The organism is Roseovarius halophilus (ex Wu et al. 2025) (assembly GCF_047086965.1).
The window spans coordinates 1-19,544 of the sequence record NZ_JBKOTX010000111.1 but is presented as its reverse complement, the minus strand read 5'-3'; the positions used below and the strand labels follow the sequence as shown (position 1 = coordinate 19,544).

Genomic DNA, 19,544 nt, shown 5'->3' with positions numbered 1-19,544 from the left:
GGGCCAGGTGAGCCGCTCGTCATCGACCGAGACGGCGAGCACGCCCTGTTCGCGCCAGCCCTCGCGCTTGACCTTTTGGGGGTCGCGGCGGTGGCCGCCGTAGCCTTTCGGTGTGAACTGCATCCCGGTCATGCCACACCTCTCTGCGTCTCGATCGCCCAGAGCAGGATGGCGATGGCATCGGCCTCGTTGTCGTCGGCGGGCGAGAACCCGCGGTCGCGCGCCGCGTCGATCATCGCCTGCTTGTTGGCGTTGCCGCGACCGGTGGCGTGACGCTTGATGGTGCCGACAGGCACGCCCTCGTAGGGCAGGCCGCGCAGCTCGGCCCACGCGGTCAGCGTGGCCATCAGACCGCCATAGACGTGGCTCGCGTCAGTGCCCGCGTGCCGGCGGACCTCCTCGAAGTATATGGTGGCGATCGGGCCGGACAGCCGGTCGAGCTCGGTCAGCCAGTTGGTAAACCGCAGGTAGCGCATGCCGCCACCGTCGAAGCGGCCGGGGCGGAAGCTGGCGGTGCCGCTGGTGATCAGGCCATCAAAGCCACGGATGGCCCAGCCTGTGGTGGTGCCCAGATCAAGGGCAAGGATGGTGCGCGGGTGTTGAGTAGGTTGGGTCATGACGACCTCCTCTTCGGTTTGGCGAGCGCGGCGAGAGGGCTGGCCGGTGAAGGCTGCGGTCTCGCCAGGCCCCGAAGGGTGGTCTGGTCATGGCAGGTGCGGGGCGAGTGGCTCGCCCGGCACTTCTTTCAATTCCTTCAGCAGACCGATTTGAAAGAAGTCGGCCCCTAAGGTGTTGATTGGTATATATATTATACCTTCTTTCAATACTTCAATTATTTCAATAGGTACCCTCTCCCTACTTCTCATCGCGCGCGAGCACACACATACACACGTGTCCTCTTGAAAGATTGAAAGAAGTGAAGGAAGTCAAAAAGCCGTTCCTGAACAGTGACTTAGACCCCAACTTCTTTCAATTTGAAGAAAGCCCCGTTTTGAAAGAAGTCTGTCGCTCACGATAGCATCCGGTAAACCATGGCCCTACGACCGCCCGTATCGCGCATGCCGGTGGTGATGTCGCCGCTTTCGATCAACGTTTCCAGAATTTCATTGCGGTCGCGGGATTTCAACCATTGCGACGCCCGCGTGACCTCGGATTTGGTAATCCCCTTGGCTCCGGCCGCGCGGATAATCTCCTTCAACCGCTTCAGATGCGCCTCGATTTCAGTATCGGCCACATGCCGCTGGACGGCTTCGATCGTCCGTCGCGCGTAGTGCTGGACAAAACCGATAGCCCAGTCGGCGGCCGTGATGTCGATCTCGGGATGCGCCGGATCCCGCCCCACGGCCACGATCATGGCGAGCTTCAACGCATTCTCGCCGATCCGGGCCAGGATCGCGGTGAAGGCCGTTCCCGCGGCGGCCCGCAACTCATCTGTCAATTCGTCGCTGAGCCGCTTGAACCGCACCCGCGCCTCATCGGTCATGGGCACGATCATCGGTGTCACGGTTGTATTCTGATCCGCCGTCTTGCCCGTCAGGTTGCCCGTGTGGTGCCCACCGCCCGAGGCGACCCGCTTCAATCCCTCAATCAAGTTGGGCGGTGCCTGCCGAATGCCCATGGCAGTGTTCTCGTCCGGGTAATCCTCGTCGCTCGGCAGGATCAGGAAACGCGCGAGCGAACCATCAACCACGTTGGCGCCCTGCAACGCGCCCCAGAAATGCAGCGGCGTGGTCGTGCCATAGACGCAAAGGCAGGGCTGGACGATGTCGCGCCGTTCGTTCGACCCATCACGATTGGCGTATTCCGCGCCGAGAAAGATGCCACCAGCGGCCGTATAAAGCTCGGTCATGTTGTCGAGGATTTCGGTGATGTGGCGCGGGCTGCGTTTGCGATCCGCCGCCGCCGCGAGGAACATGCCGAACTCGTCGATCTGGAACAGGATCGCGGGCTGGCGGTGCAACGCGGTCAGGAGGCCCGCCCCGGACGCGATCTTGTTGCCTCCGAGGTGATGAGCAAGGCCCGCCTCGAAGAAGACCTCGTTGAGGATTTCGCGGGCGTGGTTCTTGCCCGATCCACTGTCGGCAATGCCCACGACATACAGGTTCGAGCGCAGGTTGCTCTCGGTCCGGTATTGGCGCCCCATCAGCGCGCCGATGGCACACAGGCTCGCCCCGAGCGACAGGAGTGGCTGCGGACGCCGCGCCGTCGTGAGCATGTACTCCGTCAGATCACCCACCAGCCCGTCCGGCATGACCAGCGCGAATGGCGGGCTGGCCGGGACGTCATCGCTCTGGTCTGATTGAACGTCCAGCCTAGACAGCAGCCCCGCCGCCGGATGCGCACCATCACAGGCCGCGGAGCCATCCAGGCACAGAGAGGCATTAGGCTGCCAGCCACGCTCCATGGCGAGATGGTAGATCGTGCCGGCCCCAATCCGGTCGGGCTTGAAACTGGCCCAGGCCTTGGCCGTGGCTGCTGGAACGTCTTTCGCGGCCTGCGCCGACCAGTCGGCAAAGATATCGGCCCCGGCTTCCCCGAGCGCGCCTTTCAGCGCCATGCCGATGCGCATCCAGCTGTCATAATCCAGCTCGGCATTGGGTAACCATCCGAGGGCCGCCTGGATGGCGGGCAATGTGCCGATCTGGCTATGACTGCGCAGGTGTTCGCTCGACGGTATGCCGGTAGAGAGGCCGCGCTGGCGCAGGGCGTCTGGCAGCAGCTCATAAGCCTCGTCGAGAAACGCCGCCGCTGCCTCGGCGGTGATTTCCGGCAGATCGCTGATATCGAGATCAGCGAGGCCGTCATCCGGCCAGATATAGGGTGCGCCGGTCTCCGGATGGGTGGCATAGGCAAGGAACTGCTGTCCGAGGCAGAGCACTTCCAGCGGATGGCGCTTGATGCCCCGGAACGGTGCGGATGTGCGATAGATCAGCATGCGTTTCGGGGCTTTGCCGATCCGCAACGCCGGAGTGTCGCCGAGGCGGGTGCGGGCAAGCTGCTCGATCCGGATCGCCAGTTCAGCATCCTCGGCAATGTCGATATCGACGGCCGCCACCGCTCCTCCGACGATGCCGATGCCGCAATCGGGCCACGCCGACCACGTCGTTACCTCGACTTCCGTCGTAGCCCTTTCTGCATGCCGGTTCCATTCCGGATAATCTGCCCACGCCCCGCGCTGGAAGCGCCCCGGCTTTTTCGTACCCGGAGCGATCGGCAGGATTGCGTAGCCATTGGTGACGAGGCGCGCACCGAGGCGCGCCATGTGAGATGTGTGAGCCATCAAAACGGCACCTCCGGGGTCATGGCATCGAGCCGCGTCCGGTCCTTGCCCGCAAGTTCACGCAGGTGGTCGCAGTAGCCGGTGACAACCGCATCGATGAAGCGGTCCCATTCGGTTTCGGTCAGGGTTACGAGATCGGATTTGCCGATGCTCTCGAGATATTCGCCGCCTTCCTGGCCGCCGACGGTCATGGCCTCGCTCTCGTTCGGGGTGGGATCGATCATGCCCGTCCTCCCGTGACAGATGTCCTGGCAGGTCCGGGAGCAGAGGTGCTTTCGGCTGTCGTCCCGCCGCTGGTCTGAGACGGGGAAACCTGCGTTGAACCAGCCAAATCCGCGAGGTTCCCGGTGGCAGACGGCGCAGAGGCCGACATGGATTTGGGGCATGGATCGAACCTGTAACCGGTGATTTCAAAATAGCGGCCCGAGGGACGGACCGAGATCGCACTGGGGCGGGTCAGACAGCTTGCCTGCGCAATGGCCCGATTGACGCTGTGCGGCACGTCCACACCCGGCGCGCGTTTGCGCCACCACTCGACCGCCTTCTGACGCGCATAGCCCTGATGCTCGAAGCAGACCCATTCGCTGTAGCTCGCAAGACCGCAGCTGTAGGTGACCTTCAGCGAGGGCCGTCCTCCGCGCTTGTCGTGCCGCCGGTAGGAGACGTCGCTCACCTGCAGCCATTGGGGCGATTTCGGCGCTTTTGGCGACAGCACCGGCAGAGTGGCGGCGGTCGGGGCAACTTTCACCTCGCGCGCGGGAAACTCGTATCCGCAGTCCGGGCATTCGGTGGCCGAGAGCGCAATGATGCTCTCGCATATCGGGCAGACCTTGGTGGGGGCCTCACCCCCGCCGCCCTCACCGGGACGTTTGGGACGCACCAGATCGATCGGCCCGTGGCGGCGCACATTGCCGGCGAAGTCCAGAACGAGGCAGTTTTCCTTGCCCGCCGCCAAGCGTGTGCCACGACCGACCATCTGTACATAGAGCCCGGCCGATTTCGTGGGGCGCAGCAGCGCGATGAGATCGACCGCCGGCGCGTTGAAGCCGGTGGTCAGCACGCCCATCGAGGCCAGCGCGCGGATTTCTCCCCGCTTGAAGGCGGCGATGATGGCATCGCGCTCCTCCTTGGGCGTGTCGCCGAAGATCGTGCGGCAGCTGATGCCTTGCCGGCCGAACTCTTCGGCAACATGGCGCGCATGATCCACGCCCGAGCAGAAGGCGAGCCAGGATTTGCGGTCCTTGCCATAGGCGATGATCTCGGTGACAGCCGCGCGGGTGGTTGCCTCCTGATCGACCGCGGCCGCCAGATCACGCGCAATGAAGTCGCCCGCGCGGGTGCCCACCTTCGTGACATCCAACCGGGTGGCGGGCTGCTTCGAGACCAGCGGGCTGAGATATCCCTGGTCGATCAGCTCGCGAACCGAGGCGTCATAGGCAATGTCGGTAAACAGCGCCGATTTGCCCTCGTGCAGCATGCCGCTGTCCAGCCGGAACGGTGTGGCGGTCAATCCGATCACCTTGAGCGCCGGATTGATCTGCGCCAGCCCGTCCAGAAACCGTCGGTACATGGTGCTGGACGTACCCGGGATCAGGTGCGCCTCGTCGATCAGCACCAGATCGGTATGGCCGATTTCCTGCGCGCGGCGGTGGATCGACTGGATGCCGGCAAAGAGAATGCGCGCTTGCGCCTCCCGCTTGCCAAGCCCTGCCGAATAGATGCCTGCAGGGGCCTCGGGCCAGAGCCTGATCATTTCGGCATGGTTCTGCGCGATCAGCTCGCGCACATGGGTCACGATCAGGATGCGCTGATCGGGCCAGGCTTTCAGCACGCCCTCGATGAAGGCCGCCATGACGAGCGACTTGCCGCCCGCCGTCGGGATGATCACCAGAGGATTGCCGCTGTTGGTCTGGAAATAGTCGTAGATTGAGGTGATCGCGGCGTTTTGGTACGGGCGCAAAGTCAGCATGGCGCATCCTCCGTGGTGCGGGCGTCATTTTCCCAGGTGGAGCCATCGGGCATGCGGTAGGTGACGATGTCGTCCCCCGCATCGATCACCTCACCCGGCACGAGATCGGGGATGAAGAGATGTCGGCGGCAGCCCGCACGCTGCTCAGGCGGCGCGAGCATCCGGTCGTGACGGGCGCAATGCCACCCGGCATCGACTGCTGTGGAATGCAGGCAGGACCGACAGGTCACCGCAGCACCACCGCCGTCGTGGCAGGCGGCATGATGATCGCAAAACCGGCATTCGAACCATGCCGGATCCTCACTGATCCGCGCCGGCGGATGCTGGGCGAAGATGATGCGGCCGGCCTTCTCCAGTAGCCTCTCGGCCATGGCGGGATCGGCCTCGATCCGCTCGAGATGCAGCGCATCGGTGTCCTTGCAGACCGCCATGTAGAGGGCCCGTGTGATGCCCGTGAGCTGCATGTAGATCTGCATCTGCGCCGCATGCTGGGGCTTTGACAGCACCACCCCCTTCGCGATCAGATCCGCAAAGCTCTTTGTGCCGTGCGTCTTGAACTCCAGCACATGCCAGGTTTTCGGGGCCTCCAGCAGACCGAGGGCGACACCGTCCAGCGAGCCGCCGAAATGCCCGCCATGGGCCTCGACGCGGAACTCACGCCCGGTTTCCGGATCCACCTCCAGGACGGTCGCCCCGGTGGCGCGCAAGTTGCGGACCATCCGGTCCTCTTCCAACTGCCCGGTCTCGAACAGGCGCAGCAGGCGACCGGAATGGCGCGAAGGCGTGATCCAGCGGAAATCATACCAGAGCGCCCGGGCGCAGGATTTGCCAATGATCGACGCGCCGAGGTGATCACGAAAGCCGTCGCCCTGCCGGGCCTCATAGGAGGCATGGATCGCCGTGAGTGTCGGCGTGGGCGGTGCGGGAAGATCAGCCATCACACCCCCTCCCGTTCGCTGCGGGCCTGCGCTTCGGCCAGAATGCCGTCCCAGGCCTCAGTGTCGTGACGCTCGCGCAGCACGGCGATCAGGGCGTCCTTGAGCTTTTCGCGACGACGGCGGCCGGTGCCTTTCGCCAGCAACTCGGACCGTTCACGGCACAAGTGGCGCAGCGCAGTCCGGGCCCGGTGAAACCAGTCGGGATCGATCGGCGTCTGGCCCCGTTGACGTGCCAGATCGGCGGTCGCGATCTGCGTGCGGATCTTGGCGATATCGTCGTCGAGTTCGATCAGCCGGCGCTGGTATTCAGACAAGCCGGGTCTGTTCGCGGCCACGGGGGCCGCGTTAGTCAGGTCAGTCATGAACGTATCCTCAGATGGGGTTGGGCGCTGCCCCGGCGGACGGGCGCGGGGCAGCGCTGTGCATCAGCCCTTCTTGTTCCAGGGGGCGGCGGCCATCCTGGCCGGAGCAGCGGCAGCGGCCCCGGCAGTCTGGGCCTTCGCCGCTTGCGGCGCGGCCGGGCTCGGGTCCGGCACCATGTACCGGATCGCGTTGCTTTCGCCGTAGCCGTTCTTCGGCGGTTTCACCGTCACCTGGATCGTCATCGGGATGAGGTGCAGCTCCTCGCTGTCGCTGACCTGCATTCTCCCCGTCGCGTGGCAGATTGCCGACAATGTGCGCTGCGCGATCTCGACCGTGGTCGGGTTCGGGTTCACCAGGTTCAGCTGGTCGAAGATCTTCCGGCCCTGGTGCGGGCCATCCAGAATATCCAGCATCAGCCAGAGGAACTGGCCCATGCCATTGCGGGTCGCGCGCATTTCGCTCTCGACGATCTGGGCGCGATATTTGCCTGCGGGCAGCAGCTCATAGGCGGTGGTGGGATCGATGCTGGAGGCATCGAATGCGGCGTCAAAACGTGCCATGGTCGTGTCCTTTCAGGTTTGGATCATTCGGATTGGGGCATGGCCGCGAGGAATTCCGACCACTCCAGTGGCAGGGTGTCCGGCAGGCCGTAGCGATTCTTGGCGAGGAAAGCGGGGCGCTCTTCGGTGTGCATGACGCGCGCGCCGGACCCGAGCGCCCGGGTGACCTTCTTGTTGAACCCGACATCGGATTTGGCGACCGAGATCTGGTAATTTGCGAAGAGCACGATATCGGAGTGTTCCTGCAGCAGCGCCGAGGCCCGGGTCTGCAACTTGATCACATACCGGTCGTAGGGTTCGTGCTCGGGGCTGTCGAAACGCTTGATGTCGGTATGCGCGATCTGAATGATCACCATGCCCTTCCGGTCGCGCAGTGCGTTCAGCTTGTCGAGGTATTCGCGCCAGATATTCAGCGCCTCGGCATAGCCCTTGCCAAAGCCCGGCGTTTCGATCGACTGCCAGCCATTGCGCTTGCAGGCTTCCGCCCAGATCAGCGGCTCGAGCCAGTCGACGCTGTCCACGACGACGGTCCCATACTCGTGATCTTCCTCGAGGAGCGCTTGGAGCGCCTCGGCCACCTCGGTATAGCTGGTCGCCAAGGGAAAATGCGGAACCTGCAGCTTGCCAAGACCGTCTTCGGTCATGATGAACACGGGCCTGTCGGCATCGGCCGCGAAGGTGGATTTGCCGACACCGGCAACGCCGTGCATCAGGATACGTGGCGGCGTCAGAGCCGAGGTCGTTCGCAGGGATGAAAGAGAAATGGCCATCAGGGTGCTCCTTGGTTTGGAAGGGTGTTCGTGGGGTGCGGTGTGTCGCCGTGCGCATCGCCGGCCGTGATCGCGGCAAACAGCGCATCCAGCCGGTCGGCTTCGGTCAGGCATTCGATTCCCTTGCGCCGCATGAACCGCCGCGCGTCATCCAGCAGAACGGGCTCGCCGATCAGGTCGGGGACCGCGACGTATTCCTCGGCGCTTTCGACGAAGTAGGATTTCGAGCGCAGATCCTTCACCAGCGGCGCGAAGGCCTCACAAACCTCCGCGAAATCCACCTGACCAAGCGTGTCATCGCGGTTGCGCAGGATGCGCTTGACCTCGGAAATGATCCCGGTGCGCAGCATGCGCAGCGCGCCTTCCTGCCGCGCCTGCGTGCAGGTCAGCGGGAAAGCCGCCTCCATCATCTCATCGGCGATCCTGGGGGCGTTGTTGCCCAGACGGGATGCGTAATCCCAGACGCGTTCGGCAAATGCCGCTGATTGGCTGTCAAGCATCGAACCACTCCTTGATTGTTGTGAAAGCTGCCGACCCCTCGGAGATGGCCTGAGCGTCGAGGTCGTGAAACGGGGCGTCCTGCGCCTCGCGCATGCCTTGCCGCGCGAGAGCGAGGTTCTCGTCCGTGGCCCATTCGGCAAAGGCGCGGAACGTGCCGGTCACATGCTGCCAGGCGGCCTGTTCGGACGTCGGGGGCACATAGAGCGGGTTGCGGCGGCTGGGTTTGCGCTGCGGACGTATCCCCCGCAGGGCGGCATCCGTGACCATCTTGCGCATGGCGGTGCGGTTCGGTTCCTTGCCACGATCGAGCCGCTCGTCGAGCGTGCGGCGCACGATGCCGGGATCGTTTGTTTCGGCATCGCGGAGCTGACGGGCCTCAAAGATCTGGTCCCGGCGCAGGCCGAGATCATCCGTCGTCGGAGCATTGTTGTGGCCTGCAACAATGCTTGTCCTGTCCCCGCCGGCGCGCTGAACCTCACCCCGTGCCTGTGCCGCATCGTATTCGTCGGCCAGACGGCGCTTCGCGGCGGCTTCAATTTCCAGCGCATCGGCCTGTGCGCGGTGCGCAGCAGCGACCAGATCGTCATGCGCCGACTTGGCGCTCTTCATGCGTGCGGTGCGCTTGGCCACGTCATAGGCCAGCCCGGCGGCTTCGCGGGCCTCGAGAACCTCCGCGGCGGTCCTGGCGCCCGAAAGCATGGTCGCGGCACGCTCGATCAGGCTGGGCAAGTCTTGAGCGGGGTTTGGAATGTGGGCCAACGCGGTCATTGCGCGGCATCCTGCGGCTCGAGAGTGACCTTCAGCGTGCCGGCTTTCACCGTGCGCGCCGGCTCGAGCCCCTTGCGCCAAGCCTCGGGCAGCGCGCCGTATTTGCGCTCAGAGACTGTCAGCTTCGTGTCGATGAACTCGGCCGGGTCCTCGCCGCTGTGCGCGATCTTGGCGGCCATCTGCGTAAGTTTGTCCTGATCCCAGTCGACGCGCTTGGGCAGATCGGCCACCACGGTGTAGGCGCCATCGGCCAGCCTCACGGTGCCCGTGTCCTTGCCAAAGGCGCTGCGGGCCTCTGCGGCCCGGGTGGCATAACGCGCCTCCAGCGCGGTGTTGAAACGCGCGGTTGCGGCGCGCAGCTGCTTGTTGGCATGGGCCAGTTCGGCCTGCAGGCTGGTGAGCAACTCAACCGGCAGCTGCGCCAGCTCGCCGGCCGGCATGTTGAGCATGTCATCCACGCTCGGGGTGTTTTTGGGAAATGGCATTTTTGTACCTCCTTGGTTGGTTAGTGGTGTGCGTGTGGGGGACGTCATGCCGCCTGCTCAGCGAACAGCAGCGCGGACAGCGATCCGGTGGCAGTCTTCGGCTTGGGCCGGGCGATGGCGATGTAGGCGAAACGGTCGATCTCAAGCCGCTGCTGCACGAGATGGACAAGGCCCTGTCCGGCCGCGCGAAACGCGGCCTCGGCAACGCCGCGCAGCGCCTGCTGCTGCTCTGTCGGCAGCATCGACAGCGCCTTGTCCGTATCGACCACAAGAAAGCCGGAGTGGTAGATCAGGGCGTCGCCAGCCTCGGCCTGGGCAATCCAGGCGTACAGGTCGATATCGGTGATTTCGCCGGCTCGACTTGCGCAATATCCGGCGTCCGTCGGCGGGGTTTTAAGACAGCGCGACATCGTCATTGCAGCGCCTGCCGCGACGGTGTTTGCGCAGTGCTGGTGACGTAACGGCTGCGCTCATAGGTCTCGACGTCCGCGAGCCGGTACACAACGCGTCCACCGATCTTGAGATATGCAGGCCCGTCGCCTTTCCACCGCCAGCGCTCCAGCGTGCGCGGACTGACATGCCAACGCCGCGCCAGATGGACCTGATTGAGAAATTGATCAGTCATTCGCTTCTCCTGTTCGATCTGTGGAGAAGGGATGCCTGAATTTCTGTGCTGCGACGTCCCACAAGTGGGATGCATCGCGCAATTTCTTAAAGAACTGTTTTGCTTGGTAAAAACACCCGACGCGCAGCACATGCAGACGAACGCATACGAGTGCAGACCGGGTGCAAACCGGATGCATTCAAACCAGGCGCGGTCGCTTGCGACCGGCTCGAATCAAAACGCCCGCCGAAGGGGCGGGCGAACATCACGGAGGGGGACTGGCCTCAGGTATCGGCAAGCAGCCAGATCACGAACTCCGGCTTGAGATGGTACCAGCCGCGCTGGCCTTCGGTTTTGAGCAGAAGCCTTGACCAGTATGGCTTGCGGCTGAACAAACTGCTGAGCCTCTGCGACGCCGAGCCAACGGCGTTGAGGATGTCTGTGTAATGTTGGTCCGGGGCCCCATCACGGGTTTGTGCCACCATGAACTCGAAGGCGCGGGCTTGCGGAACAGTAAAGGCAAACTCCTGATCGTCGTATACAAAAAGCCGAAAATCAAAAGCGCCGACCGACGTCTCAGATGCCGTAATGACCTCGCGCTCGAAAGCTCGCGCGCGCTCGCGCCGGACAAGAAGGTCAACATGCGAAAAGCTGATGCCCTCGCCGCCCCGCAGGGTCATGCGCTTCGCCTCCGGCAAAAAGAGATCGGTCACATGGACCTCTCCGTCCCGGACCAATCGGAACGCATCACGCAGCGGCAAATCCCCCAGCCCGGAGAAGACCGTCTCTTCGGCGGGTAGCCAGAACGGCTGCCCCTCATCTGTATACTCCTCGTCGGACAGCAGCACGGGTTGCGCCACAACACGCACAGAAAGCTGCAGTTGATTGCTGGCAACCAGGTAGCGAATATCGGCGCCGGAGATGCGCCAGCGCTCGGCAAGCTCGGCCAGTTCAAATGCATCGCGCTCAAGCCGCATCTTTGATTCCCCTCTGCCTAGTGTTCTGTTTTTGTTCCTATCGGATTGACAAGCCGGCTGCAATCCTGTCATTTCCACAAAATCTGGCATTTAGGAGTGACAATGTCTGTGCCAATGCATGAACGTCTGCGTGCGCGGATACGCCAACTCGGCATGTCGGTGGCCAAGGTGGCGCGCGCCGCCGAGGTCAACAGGTCCTTCGTATACGACATCCTGCGTGGACGCTCACAAACGCCCAATCTCGACAAGCTGACCCGCATTGCCGACGCAGTGAAGGTCGACAGAGAATGGCTCTTGTCCGGCAAGGGCAGGGTGGAGGGTGATGATCCTATCACGGAGGATTACCACAACGACTTCGTCGCCATTCAGTACGCCTCTGTACGCCCGTCCATGGGCGGCGGGACAGTCGTTGATAACGAGGATCAGCCAGGGCGGAACTTCCACTTCCGCCGCGCCTGGATCCACGATCGTCTGAAGGCGGCGCCATCCATGCTGCGCGTCATGGGGGTGCAAGGCGACAGCATGACCCCGACGTTGAATGAAGGCGACGTCGTGCTGGTCGATATGAACCGACGCAGCCCGATACCGTCTGGTGTCTTTGTGCTCCACGATGGGATGGGACTTGTGGCAAAACGGCTCGAGCACGTGCCGATGAGTGACCCACCCCGGGTGCGGATCATCTCCGACAATCATCAGTATTCCCCCTATGAATGTACCGCCGAAGAGGTCAATATCATTGGGCGCGTGCGGTGGTACGGGCGGGAGATGTGACGTTGTCTTACAAACCAAAAAATACGATAGCGTCAAGATGGGGCATTGTGACGTGAACGGGGGTGGGAGTAGCGAGGCGCGCCTCAATCCTTGCGCACGTATCAAACAGGCTCCGTGAGAGTTATCCCGAACGCGGTGCAGCAGAGCGGGGTAGGTCTGGAGTTCGGCAAGCCGCACCAGAGCGTCTTTTGTGTTGGCTCGGAGGACATGCCCCGGCTCGCGCGGGCGCGCAAAGCCGGGGTCGAGCCCCTCAACGGTATATGCGCGTCCTTTGCTGTCTGACGTCGGCACCCATGGGACAGATTTGAGGTTTTCGTAACGGAGGATTTCTGGTTCATAGCAGCTGTCAACGGCGGTGTAAAAACCGGATCGACGAACTCCTCCCCTGGAACTTCCAGCCGTCAAGCTGAAAAACCGTGGGGCCCAGCTGGCGCTTACAGACATCACGGCGCCATTCAAAAAAACAACTTGACAGAATCACATCCTTACAAACAGCCTGGTCTGTATGTCAAATCTCGTGAAACAGCCTCACAGAACCCAGACAGAGCGTAGCGATCGCACCCGCAGGCTTTTGCAAGAGGCGACGATCGCCCTTCTGATGGAGGTCGGCTACTCCAATACAACGTCTCTTGGTATCGCCAAGCGGGCTGGAGTATCGCGCGGCGCACAAACGCATCACTACCCTGAAAAAATCGACCTTATCGTTGCGGCAACCGAGGACATGTTCGATGCGTTCGCCGAGGGCCTGTCGACGCAGGCGACCGAGTTGCGCTCCGGCACGCTGAGTCTTGACGACTTTCTAGGTCGTGTTTGGATACGCATGCTTGAAGGCGATTGGTTCTACGCCTCGCTCGAGATCATCGTTGCCGCCCGTGGAGACGAGGAATTGCGCCGCCGGCTTCAACCAGCCATTTTTTCCCTCCATAGCCGGTTTGAGTCCATCTGGCGCGAAACATTCGCACCAGCACCTGGCTCTGATTTGGATCCGGCGGTGGTAATGAACATCGTGATGAACATGTGTCGCGGCATGGCGGTTCAGGCCGTGCTTCGTCCTGACAGAGACTTTCTGCACGACATGCTGAAAGTCATGGCCGTTCTGCTTCGTGAAAGGGTCAAGCCGATAGTAGAGTAACGGTTTTTGGAGTTAAAAAACAGTCTGGTTTGTTCGCAACCAGCAAAAACGAAAAACGAAGCCCAACAGACAGGAGACTAGAAATGAAGAAGAGACTTAAATTGATCGCCGCCCTTGTCATGGCAGGCCTACCTGCCATGGCCCAGGACGTGCCCGGCGTTACCGATGACAGCATTTCCATTGGAGTCATGGGACCGTTCTCTGGAAACGCGTCTTCCTACAGCAAGGCGCTGGTGGGAATGATGGCCTACTACGACAAGGTCAACGCCGAAGGCGGTGTACATGGCCGTAAGCTCGTGGCGATACCGGAAGATACCGCCTGTGACCCTAGCAAAGGACTCGCAGCCGCCAAGAAGCTCATCCACCGAGACGAGGTCTTCATGCTTCATGGGAATTCCTGCTCCGGTGTCGCGGTTGCCATCCGGCCGGTTGTCGAAGAGGCGGGCCTGCCCTGGCTTGTCGCCCATGCCGTCAGCGACTCCATCTCGAAGCCCTTGGCTCGAAATATCTTCCACGGTGTCCCGACCGGATCCGCCAACGGACGCGCCATGGCGCGGTTCGTGCTCTCGAAGCCTGACACCGAACGCGTCGCGATCATCGAACACTCGAACGACTGGGCCCATAGCTATTCGAACCCGGCGCGAGAATACCTGTCCGAGAATGGCGTGACCCCGGTTGCCGAACTGACCATGGAGCGCGGACAGACCGATGCGACGGCGCAAATCCTCAAGCTGCGTGAAGCGAAGCCGGATTTCATCATCGCGGCGATCTACGAAGCTGAAACCGCGATCTTCCTGCGCGATCTCAAGAAGTACGGGCTTGGCGACATTCCCGTCATGGGCACGGCTGGCACGGACCTTGAAAACACGCTCAAGCGTGTTGGCGATTTCGAAACGGTGAAGAACTACTTCGTGATCCACTCTTATGTCGACAACCTCGACGGACCCGAGCTTCAGCCGGTTCGCGATATTCTGGCGGAATACGCACCCGACGAAGAGCTGTCGACCTTCAGCTTCGTTTCCATCGGCTCCGCCAAGGCGCTTGTCGCCGCGCTCGAAGCTGCTGGTCCGGATCTGACGCGCGACAAACTGATCTCGGCCATGGAGGGAATCGAGAATTTTGAAACAGGCGTGCTGTCAGAGCCGATCACCTGGAGTGCGACGGACCACCAGGGGGTGAAAGGATCAGCCGTCGCGGGTTTCGTAGATGGCAAGCCCACAGTGCTGCGCGCGTGGAACACGCCCTACTAGACCATCCCAATCAGGGCCGGAGGCCATGGGTCTCCGGCCGACTTCCACGGAGTTCCGGATATGTTCATGCAACTCACGATCAGTGGGATCTCTCAGGGTGCTATCTATGCACTGATCGCTCTGTCGCTCACTGTCGTCTACCGGTCGACCACGATCGTCAATTTTGGACATGGTGATTTCGTCATGGCAGGCGCCTTCCTGAGCTATGTGCTTGTGGTTTTGCTTGGTGTGGCGTTTGTCCCGGCAGCGATGCTGGCAGTGATTGCCATGTTTCTCCTGGGCCTTGCCTTCAGTCGCGGCCTGATCCGCCCAATTCGTGGCGGGCCACATATCGGCTTTGCCTTGATGTGCATTTCGGCAGGCTACGTCTTTCGCGGCATCGCGCGTATTGTCTGGGGCCGCGAAGTTCTCCCGATGCCGCGCGTCTTCGACATGGACCCGATCTTCGTTGGCGATCTGATTATCACCGGCGATGCGGTTTTCATCCTGTCCACCACAGGGATCATGCTCGCGGTGTTCTTCGGCGTGCTTGCACTTACCGATATCGGAAAGATGGTGCAGGCGGTTTACCAATCGGCACGCGGGGCCCAGTTGATCGGCATCAATGTCGACCGCTTCAATGACTTCACATGGGGCATCGGCGCCGCCTTGGGCGCGATCGGCGGCATTCTCATAGCACCGATTTCGCTCCTGCATCCCGACTTGGGTGCCAGCTTTCTCATCAAGGGCTTCGCAGCCATGACGCTCGGCGGTTTCGGCTCGCTCTACGGCGCGGTTCTGGGCGCCCTGCTGCTGGGGCTCAGCGAACAGTATGCTGGTGCCTACATCGACTCCGCGCTGATCGACATCACAGCCTATCTCGTTATCGTCTTCGTCCTGTTCCTGCGGCCACAAGGCCTGTTCGGGCGCAAAACAATCGTGAAGGTGTGATCCAATGATGCCAACACCTTCACAACTCCGCCTGCGCACTGCCCTTTTCTGGGCGGTTCCCCTGCTGCTCTTGCTTCTGCCGCTGAGCACGAACGCCTACGTGCAGTTCATTGCCAACAGCATTGTAATCTTCGCGTTGGTCGCTCTGGGCTTCAATTTCGTGATTGGCAATCTCGGCCAGCTCGCGTTTGCTAACACCGCCCTGTTCGGCTTGGGTGCCTACGGTTCGGCGATTTTGGTCAACAGCTTTGGCCTCCCCTGGATCCTGTCTATCCCCCTGGCCGGGTTTGCCGGTGCGGCAGGCGGCTTCTTGGCCTCGGCAGCCGCCCTGCGAGGTATCCGTTTCTACTACCTTGCGATCATCACGCTGGCCTTTGGAGAGCTGATGCGCTGGCTCTACGTTCACGGCACATCCATTACGGGTGGCACCGATGGCATGAGCCTTCCGGCGCAATCTCTTTTCGGGGTCTCTCTCGTCGGCGACCATGCCAAATTCTATGTGTTCCTCGCTGTCGCCGTCCTGCTTTTCAAGGCCACCCTGAACCTCTTGCGCTCGCGTGTCGGCCGGTCGGTCATGGCCGTCCGGGAGAACGAGGTGGCCACCGCCTCGCTCGGGATTCCGACGGCGCAGATAATCGTTTTTGCCTTCATGTGGTCGGGCTTCGTAGTCGGTTGCGCAGGCGCGCTCTTTGCCCTCCATACCAGTTACGTGTTTCCTGAAAGCTTCGGGATGCTCCACCTGATCGTAAGCTTCGCAATGGTCCTGGTCGGCGGCCTGGGCTCGGTGATCGGGGCGGTCCTCGGAGCAGCGACCCTGACCGTCCTTCCCGAATACCTGAGAAGCTTTCCCGGCATGGAGGAACTCTTCTTCGGCCTCATTGTCATAGGCGTGCTTCTGGCGCTGCCCGACGGGCTGGCGAGCCTGCTCCGCAAGGTATCGCCAATCTTTGTCGAACGTTATTACAGGGAGTAAGACCATGCCCCCCCTACTCGAAGTCGAGGCTCTCGATGTCAGCTTTGCGGGTCTGCACGCCCTGCGCGATGTCTCGCTGACGCTGGCACCCGGACAGATCATGGCTGTGATCGGCCCCAATGGGGCCGGAAAGACGACGCTCTTCAATGCTGTCTCGGGCTATGTCCGCCCGAGCGGTGGCAGCGTGCGCCTCAAGGGACATGACGTAGCCCATCTTTCCCCACACAGTATCGCCGAGCATGGTATCCGCAGGACATTCCAGAACGGCGGCCTGTTCCCGGCGCTGACAGTGCTGGAGAACGTTCTGACCGGGCTGCACGCCCAAACCGAGGGTTCCATTCTCGACGTGATCCTTGGACGCAAGCGGGCCTTGGCGTCCGAGCGCGAAATGATTGCCAGGTCACGCGATCTGCTGGCGTTGATGCAGATGGACCATATGGCGGATACACGCGCAGCAGATCTCTCCGGCGGGCAACAGCGTATTGTGGAGATCGTCCGCACCGTTGCCTCTGAGCCGCCTGTGCTTTTGCTGGACGAGCCTGCCGTAGGGCTGTCGCCACTCGCGCGTGATCAGATGATGGACATCATCAAGCGAATGGCGGGCGAAAAAGGCGTCGGCATTCTCTTGATCGAACATGCGGTGGAACTGGTCATGGCTGGGGCCGACCGGATCATGGTGATGGCGGCCGGCCAGCGCATCGCCGAAGGAACCCCTGCCGAAATCCGCGAAGACCGCGCCGTGCTGGAGGCTTACCTTGGACATGCCTGAGACATTGATGACAATCCGCGACCTCGACGTCGCCTATGGCAAGAAACCGATCTTGCGTGGTGCCAGCTACGACATTCTGAAAGGTGAGTGCCTTACTCTTCTAGGTGCAAATGGTTCGGGAAAGTCCACGTCACTTAATGCGATCTGTGGTTTTGTGAGGCCAGCTTCCGGATCAGTAAAACTCGGAGATCAAGAACTTGCGGGACTCGCCCCGCACCAAATCTTTTCGCATGGCGTGGCGCAGGTCAGTCAAGGTCGCGACCTCTTCCCGGATCTCTCGGTTGAAGACAACCTCCGCCTCGGCGCCATGCAGCGCGGCAGCAAGTCCGCTTCGTCGACCTTGGACAGCGTTTACAAGCGTTTTCCACGCCTGGCAGAGCGCCGCAAGCAACCCACCAGAACGCTCTCGGGCGGCGAGCAACAGATGGTCGCCGTTGGCCGAGCGCTCATGTCACAGCCACGATTGCTCCTCCTCGACGAACCGTCCGGCGGCCTGTCTCCCGAGTTCTGCGAAGAGATCGCTGTGCTCATGGATGGGCTAAAGGCCGAGGGCGTAACGCTGCTGATGGTCGAGCAGAACCTGAAATTGGCCTTCCGGGCCGCAGATCGCTTCATCGTGTTGCGTGACGGTGCCGTTGTCGATGGCGGTGACGTCAAGGCGATGGAGCACGACCACGATGCAATCATCAAGAATATCTACCTCTAGGAATGGAAAGAACATGACCAAGAATAATCTCCATGAAGATTTGATCGTCTTTGATGGACTGATAATTTCGAATTGGGGCGCAGACGTCTTTAATCAGATGCGCAAAGGCGGTCTGACGGCTGCTAATTGCACCTGTTCCGTATGGGAGAATTTTCGGGACACGATGCTTAACATCGGTGCGTGGAACGGCATGTTTTCCAGGCACGGCGATCAGATCACAAAAGCTGTTTCTGTCGATGACATTCGCCGCGCCAAAGCGGATGGCAAGACGGCGATCGTGCTGGGCTTTCAGAATACGACCGCCTTTGAGGATCGGGTGGAATTCGTCGAACTGTTCAAGCAACAGGGCGTGGGCATCGTGCAGATGACCTACAACACTCAGAACCTCGTCGGCAGCGGTTGTTATGAAAGCACCGATAGCGGTCTTTCAGACTTCGGCCATGACATCGTTGCCGAAATGAACCGCGTCGGTATGCTCTGCGATCTATCGCATGTTGGCCCCAAGACGTCGGAAGATGTGATCCGAGCCTCAAATCGCCCCGTCGCCTACAGCCATTGTCTGCCGCACGGTCTCAAGGCGCACCCCCGCAACAAGACCGATGAACAACTGCGCTTGATCGCCGATCATGATGGGTTCGTCGGCGTCACCATGTTCCCCCCATTCCTTCCACGCGGCAATGACTCGACCGTCGACGATTATGTCAGCGCAATCGACTATGTCGTGAATCTCGTGGGCGAAGACCGTGTTGGATTCGGCACCGACTTCACCGTGGGCTATGACAAAACCTTCTTTGAGTATCTCAACCGTGATAAGGGCACCGGTCGTCAATTGACCGAGATTTGGGACGTCGAGTTCCCCGATGGTCTAGAGAGCATCGCCGACTTCCCCAACCTCACCGCCGCTATGGCACGCGCCGGCTGGTCGGAGGGCAAGATCTGCAAAGTTATGGGGGAAAACTGGTTGTCTGTGCTCGATCGCGTCTGGTGATCCTGGGTTTCCTCTGGGGCAAGCGCTTCCACTACGACAGCCACGATCAGCTGCGCGCGCACCTCACAGACTTCATGGCAGCCTGCACTTCCGCCCGGCGTCTCAAGACCCTCGGCGGCCTCACACCACACGAATATATCTGCAAGGTCTGGACCCCAGAGCCGGATCGATTCATTCTCGACCCGATCCACCAGATGCCGGGACTAAACAGCGTTCGCATCCCATCAAGAGATGCGTTTTTTCGTAAGCGCGAGCTGGCCCCCACCTTCCGCTGTTTTCCGGGCAATGCGAGGCCGGTCCTGTCACAAGACAGGGAGTGCGTTTCGCAATGTGTGCTACGAATGCGTTTCTCAGGTCGTTGGGGGTGGAGGTCCATGCGTCCGGTCAACGGCGCTGGCCGGATGAGGTGAAGGCGCATGTTGTCGCGGAGACCCTTCGGCCTGGTGCAACGGTCAACGCGGTGGCGGCGCGGTTCGGCATCCGGCCGAACCAGTTGTCGGCATGGCGGCGCATGGCGAAGGACGGCGATCTCGTCCTGCCGGCCGATGAGCGCGATGGGGATGAGGCGGTGTTCGCGCCGCTCGTGGTCTGCGACGCGGAAGAGACTCCGCCCGACGCGGACGGCCATGCCGCCGGGTACGATGTCCGGATCGCGGTCGGTGACGTGGCGATCCACCTCGCCGCCGACACCCCTTCGGAGCGCATTGCCGAGATCGTCCGGGCGCTCGGGGTGCCCGCGTAATGCTGCCCGCGCACAAGGTCCGTATCATGGTCGCGACGCGGCCGGTGGATTTCCGTAAAGGCCATGAC

The 19,544-nt window shown here is 61.7% G+C and carries 23 protein-coding genes and 1 pseudogene; 10 read left to right on the top strand and 14 right to left on the bottom strand.

Features of this window, described 5'->3' with window-relative positions; translation table 11 throughout:
- Positions 1–128: 128 nt before the first annotated feature.
- The 14 genes from ACH107_RS20005 to ACH107_RS19940 form a co-directional block, all read right to left on the bottom strand.
- A complete protein-coding gene (locus tag ACH107_RS20005) occupies positions 129–617 on the bottom strand; it encodes a crossover junction endodeoxyribonuclease RuvC (protein WP_412507308.1) in 489 nt (162 codons plus the stop codon).
- A 392-nt stretch (positions 618–1,009) separates the two neighbouring features.
- Positions 1,010–3,280: a PriCT-2 domain-containing protein gene (locus ACH107_RS20000; protein ID WP_412507307.1), complete on the bottom strand. Its 2,271-nt coding sequence runs from the start codon at positions 3,278–3,280 to the stop codon at positions 1,010–1,012.
- Entirely contained in the window at positions 3,280–3,504 is a 225-nt protein-coding gene (locus ACH107_RS19995; RefSeq protein ID WP_310703071.1) for a DUF6511 domain-containing protein, read from the bottom strand. The genes ACH107_RS20000 and ACH107_RS19995 overlap by 1 nt, the downstream gene beginning before the upstream one ends.
- Complete coding sequence (locus ACH107_RS19990) at positions 3,501–5,249, bottom strand: DEAD/DEAH box helicase (protein WP_412507306.1); 1,749 nt, start codon at positions 5,247–5,249, stop codon at positions 3,501–3,503. Before ACH107_RS19990 ends, ACH107_RS19995 begins: the two co-directional genes overlap by 4 nt.
- Entirely contained in the window at positions 5,243–6,187 is a 945-nt protein-coding gene (locus tag ACH107_RS19985; RefSeq protein ID WP_412507305.1) for a hypothetical protein, read from the bottom strand. Before ACH107_RS19985 ends, ACH107_RS19990 begins: the two co-directional genes overlap by 7 nt.
- The gene (locus ACH107_RS19980; RefSeq protein ID WP_310703074.1) at positions 6,187–6,549 is read right to left on the bottom strand and encodes a hypothetical protein; all 363 of its coding nucleotides are present in this window, start codon (positions 6,547–6,549) and stop codon (positions 6,187–6,189) included. The genes ACH107_RS19985 and ACH107_RS19980 overlap by 1 nt, the downstream gene beginning before the upstream one ends.
- 63 nt (positions 6,550–6,612) lie before the next feature.
- Positions 6,613–7,110 (bottom strand): DUF669 domain-containing protein, encoded by a 498-nt coding sequence (locus tag ACH107_RS19975; protein WP_310703075.1) that lies wholly within the window; start codon positions 7,108–7,110, stop codon positions 6,613–6,615.
- 23 nt (positions 7,111–7,133) lie between these two features.
- Positions 7,134–7,880 (bottom strand): ATP-binding protein, encoded by a 747-nt coding sequence (locus ACH107_RS19970; RefSeq protein ID WP_310703076.1) that lies wholly within the window; start codon positions 7,878–7,880, stop codon positions 7,134–7,136.
- Positions 7,880–8,380, bottom strand: coding sequence for a hypothetical protein (locus ACH107_RS19965; protein WP_412507304.1), 501 nt, complete (start codon positions 8,378–8,380; stop codon positions 7,880–7,882). The genes ACH107_RS19970 and ACH107_RS19965 overlap by 1 nt, the downstream gene beginning before the upstream one ends.
- The gene (locus ACH107_RS19960; RefSeq protein WP_412507303.1) at positions 8,373–9,149 is read right to left on the bottom strand and encodes a hypothetical protein; all 777 of its coding nucleotides are present in this window, start codon (positions 9,147–9,149) and stop codon (positions 8,373–8,375) included. The genes ACH107_RS19965 and ACH107_RS19960 overlap by 8 nt, the downstream gene beginning before the upstream one ends.
- Entirely contained in the window at positions 9,146–9,634 is a 489-nt protein-coding gene (locus ACH107_RS19955; protein ID WP_412507302.1) for a hypothetical protein, read from the bottom strand. The genes ACH107_RS19960 and ACH107_RS19955 overlap by 4 nt, the downstream gene beginning before the upstream one ends.
- Positions 9,635–9,678: 44 nt before the next feature.
- Positions 9,679–10,050: a hypothetical protein gene (locus ACH107_RS19950; protein WP_412507301.1), complete on the bottom strand. Its 372-nt coding sequence runs from the start codon at positions 10,048–10,050 to the stop codon at positions 9,679–9,681.
- A complete protein-coding gene (locus ACH107_RS19945; protein WP_412507300.1) occupies positions 10,047–10,259 on the bottom strand; it encodes a helix-turn-helix transcriptional regulator in 213 nt (70 codons plus the stop codon). Before ACH107_RS19945 ends, ACH107_RS19950 begins: the two co-directional genes overlap by 4 nt.
- Before the next feature lie 263 nt (positions 10,260–10,522).
- A complete protein-coding gene (locus ACH107_RS19940; RefSeq protein ID WP_412507299.1) occupies positions 10,523–11,215 on the bottom strand; it encodes a hypothetical protein in 693 nt (230 codons plus the stop codon).
- Between the two features lie 102 nt (positions 11,216–11,317).
- Here ACH107_RS19940 and ACH107_RS19935 point away from each other — a divergent pair, with 102 nt between their 5' ends.
- The 10 genes and pseudogenes from ACH107_RS19935 (at position 11,318) to tnpA (ending at position 19,476) form a co-directional block, all read left to right on the top strand.
- A complete protein-coding gene (locus ACH107_RS19935; RefSeq protein ID WP_412507298.1) occupies positions 11,318–11,986 on the top strand; it encodes an XRE family transcriptional regulator in 669 nt (222 codons plus the stop codon).
- A 505-nt stretch (positions 11,987–12,491) separates the two neighbouring features.
- Positions 12,492–13,118, top strand: a complete 627-nt coding sequence (locus ACH107_RS19930) for a TetR/AcrR family transcriptional regulator (RefSeq protein ID WP_412507297.1) — start codon at positions 12,492–12,494, stop codon at positions 13,116–13,118.
- Between the two features lie 83 nt (positions 13,119–13,201).
- Positions 13,202–14,368, top strand: coding sequence for an ABC transporter substrate-binding protein (locus ACH107_RS19925; protein ID WP_412507296.1), 1,167 nt, complete (start codon positions 13,202–13,204; stop codon positions 14,366–14,368).
- A 66-nt stretch (positions 14,369–14,434) separates the two neighbouring features.
- Positions 14,435–15,298, top strand: coding sequence for a branched-chain amino acid ABC transporter permease (locus ACH107_RS19920; RefSeq protein WP_240611728.1), 864 nt, complete (start codon positions 14,435–14,437; stop codon positions 15,296–15,298).
- 4 nt (positions 15,299–15,302) lie between these two features.
- Positions 15,303–16,271 carry a branched-chain amino acid ABC transporter permease gene (locus tag ACH107_RS19915; RefSeq protein ID WP_412507295.1) on the top strand — a complete coding sequence of 323 codons (969 nt, stop codon included), beginning with the start codon at positions 15,303–15,305 and terminating at the stop codon, positions 16,269–16,271.
- Positions 16,272–16,275: 4 nt separating this feature from the next.
- Positions 16,276–17,040, top strand: coding sequence for an ABC transporter ATP-binding protein (locus ACH107_RS19910; protein ID WP_412507294.1), 765 nt, complete (start codon positions 16,276–16,278; stop codon positions 17,038–17,040).
- 7 nt (positions 17,041–17,047) lie between these two features.
- Positions 17,048–17,746 carry an ABC transporter ATP-binding protein gene (locus tag ACH107_RS19905; protein ID WP_412507293.1) on the top strand — a complete coding sequence of 233 codons (699 nt, stop codon included), beginning with the start codon at positions 17,048–17,050 and terminating at the stop codon, positions 17,744–17,746.
- Between the two features lie 13 nt (positions 17,747–17,759).
- Positions 17,760–18,734 carry a dipeptidase gene (locus tag ACH107_RS19900; RefSeq protein ID WP_412507292.1) on the top strand — a complete coding sequence of 325 codons (975 nt, stop codon included), beginning with the start codon at positions 17,760–17,762 and terminating at the stop codon, positions 18,732–18,734.
- A 20-nt stretch (positions 18,735–18,754) separates the two neighbouring features.
- Positions 18,755–18,943: pseudogene (locus tag ACH107_RS19895) on the top strand (IS481 family transposase); the annotation flags it as partial.
- A 155-nt stretch (positions 18,944–19,098) separates the two neighbouring features.
- Positions 19,099–19,476 (top strand): IS66-like element accessory protein TnpA, encoded by a 378-nt coding sequence (gene tnpA, locus ACH107_RS19890; protein WP_412507291.1) that lies wholly within the window; start codon positions 19,099–19,101, stop codon positions 19,474–19,476.
- The last annotated feature ends 68 nt before the right edge of the window (positions 19,477–19,544 follow it).

Coding starts and splice junctions, on each gene's coding strand:
- ACH107_RS19910 (WP_412507294.1), top strand. CDS start 16,276: ATGCCCCCCCTACTCGAAGTCGAGGCTCTCGATGTCAGCTTTGCGGGT.
- ACH107_RS19970 (WP_310703076.1), bottom strand. CDS start 7,880: ATGGCCATTTCTCTTTCATCCCTGCGAACGACCTCGGCTCTGACGCCG.
- ACH107_RS19930 (WP_412507297.1), top strand. CDS start 12,492: ATGTCAAATCTCGTGAAACAGCCTCACAGAACCCAGACAGAGCGTAGC.
- ACH107_RS19920 (WP_240611728.1), top strand. CDS start 14,435: ATGCAACTCACGATCAGTGGGATCTCTCAGGGTGCTATCTATGCACTG.
- ACH107_RS19900 (WP_412507292.1), top strand. CDS start 17,760: ATGACCAAGAATAATCTCCATGAAGATTTGATCGTCTTTGATGGACTG.
- ACH107_RS19990 (WP_412507306.1), bottom strand. CDS start 5,249: ATGCTGACTTTGCGCCCGTACCAAAACGCCGCGATCACCTCAATCTAC.
- ACH107_RS20000 (WP_412507307.1), bottom strand. CDS start 3,280: ATGGCTCACACATCTCACATGGCGCGCCTCGGTGCGCGCCTCGTCACC.
- ACH107_RS19905 (WP_412507293.1), top strand. CDS start 17,048: ATGACAATCCGCGACCTCGACGTCGCCTATGGCAAGAAACCGATCTTG.
- ACH107_RS19925 (WP_412507296.1), top strand. CDS start 13,202: ATGAAGAAGAGACTTAAATTGATCGCCGCCCTTGTCATGGCAGGCCTA.
- ACH107_RS19965 (WP_412507304.1), bottom strand. CDS start 8,380: ATGCTTGACAGCCAATCAGCGGCATTTGCCGAACGCGTCTGGGATTAC.
- ACH107_RS19960 (WP_412507303.1), bottom strand. CDS start 9,149: ATGACCGCGTTGGCCCACATTCCAAACCCCGCTCAAGACTTGCCCAGC.
- ACH107_RS19985 (WP_412507305.1), bottom strand. CDS start 6,187: ATGGCTGATCTTCCCGCACCGCCCACGCCGACACTCACGGCGATCCAT.
- ACH107_RS19955 (WP_412507302.1), bottom strand. CDS start 9,634: ATGCCATTTCCCAAAAACACCCCGAGCGTGGATGACATGCTCAACATG.
- ACH107_RS19935 (WP_412507298.1), top strand. CDS start 11,318: ATGTCTGTGCCAATGCATGAACGTCTGCGTGCGCGGATACGCCAACTC.
- ACH107_RS20005 (WP_412507308.1), bottom strand. CDS start 617: ATGACCCAACCTACTCAACACCCGCGCACCATCCTTGCCCTTGATCTG.
- ACH107_RS19975 (WP_310703075.1), bottom strand. CDS start 7,110: ATGGCACGTTTTGACGCCGCATTCGATGCCTCCAGCATCGATCCCACC.
- ACH107_RS19915 (WP_412507295.1), top strand. CDS start 15,303: ATGATGCCAACACCTTCACAACTCCGCCTGCGCACTGCCCTTTTCTGG.
- ACH107_RS19995 (WP_310703071.1), bottom strand. CDS start 3,504: ATGATCGATCCCACCCCGAACGAGAGCGAGGCCATGACCGTCGGCGGC.
- ACH107_RS19950 (WP_412507301.1), bottom strand. CDS start 10,050: ATGACGATGTCGCGCTGTCTTAAAACCCCGCCGACGGACGCCGGATAT.
- ACH107_RS19945 (WP_412507300.1), bottom strand. CDS start 10,259: ATGACTGATCAATTTCTCAATCAGGTCCATCTGGCGCGGCGTTGGCAT.
- ACH107_RS19940 (WP_412507299.1), bottom strand. CDS start 11,215: ATGCGGCTTGAGCGCGATGCATTTGAACTGGCCGAGCTTGCCGAGCGC.
- ACH107_RS19980 (WP_310703074.1), bottom strand. CDS start 6,549: ATGACTGACCTGACTAACGCGGCCCCCGTGGCCGCGAACAGACCCGGC.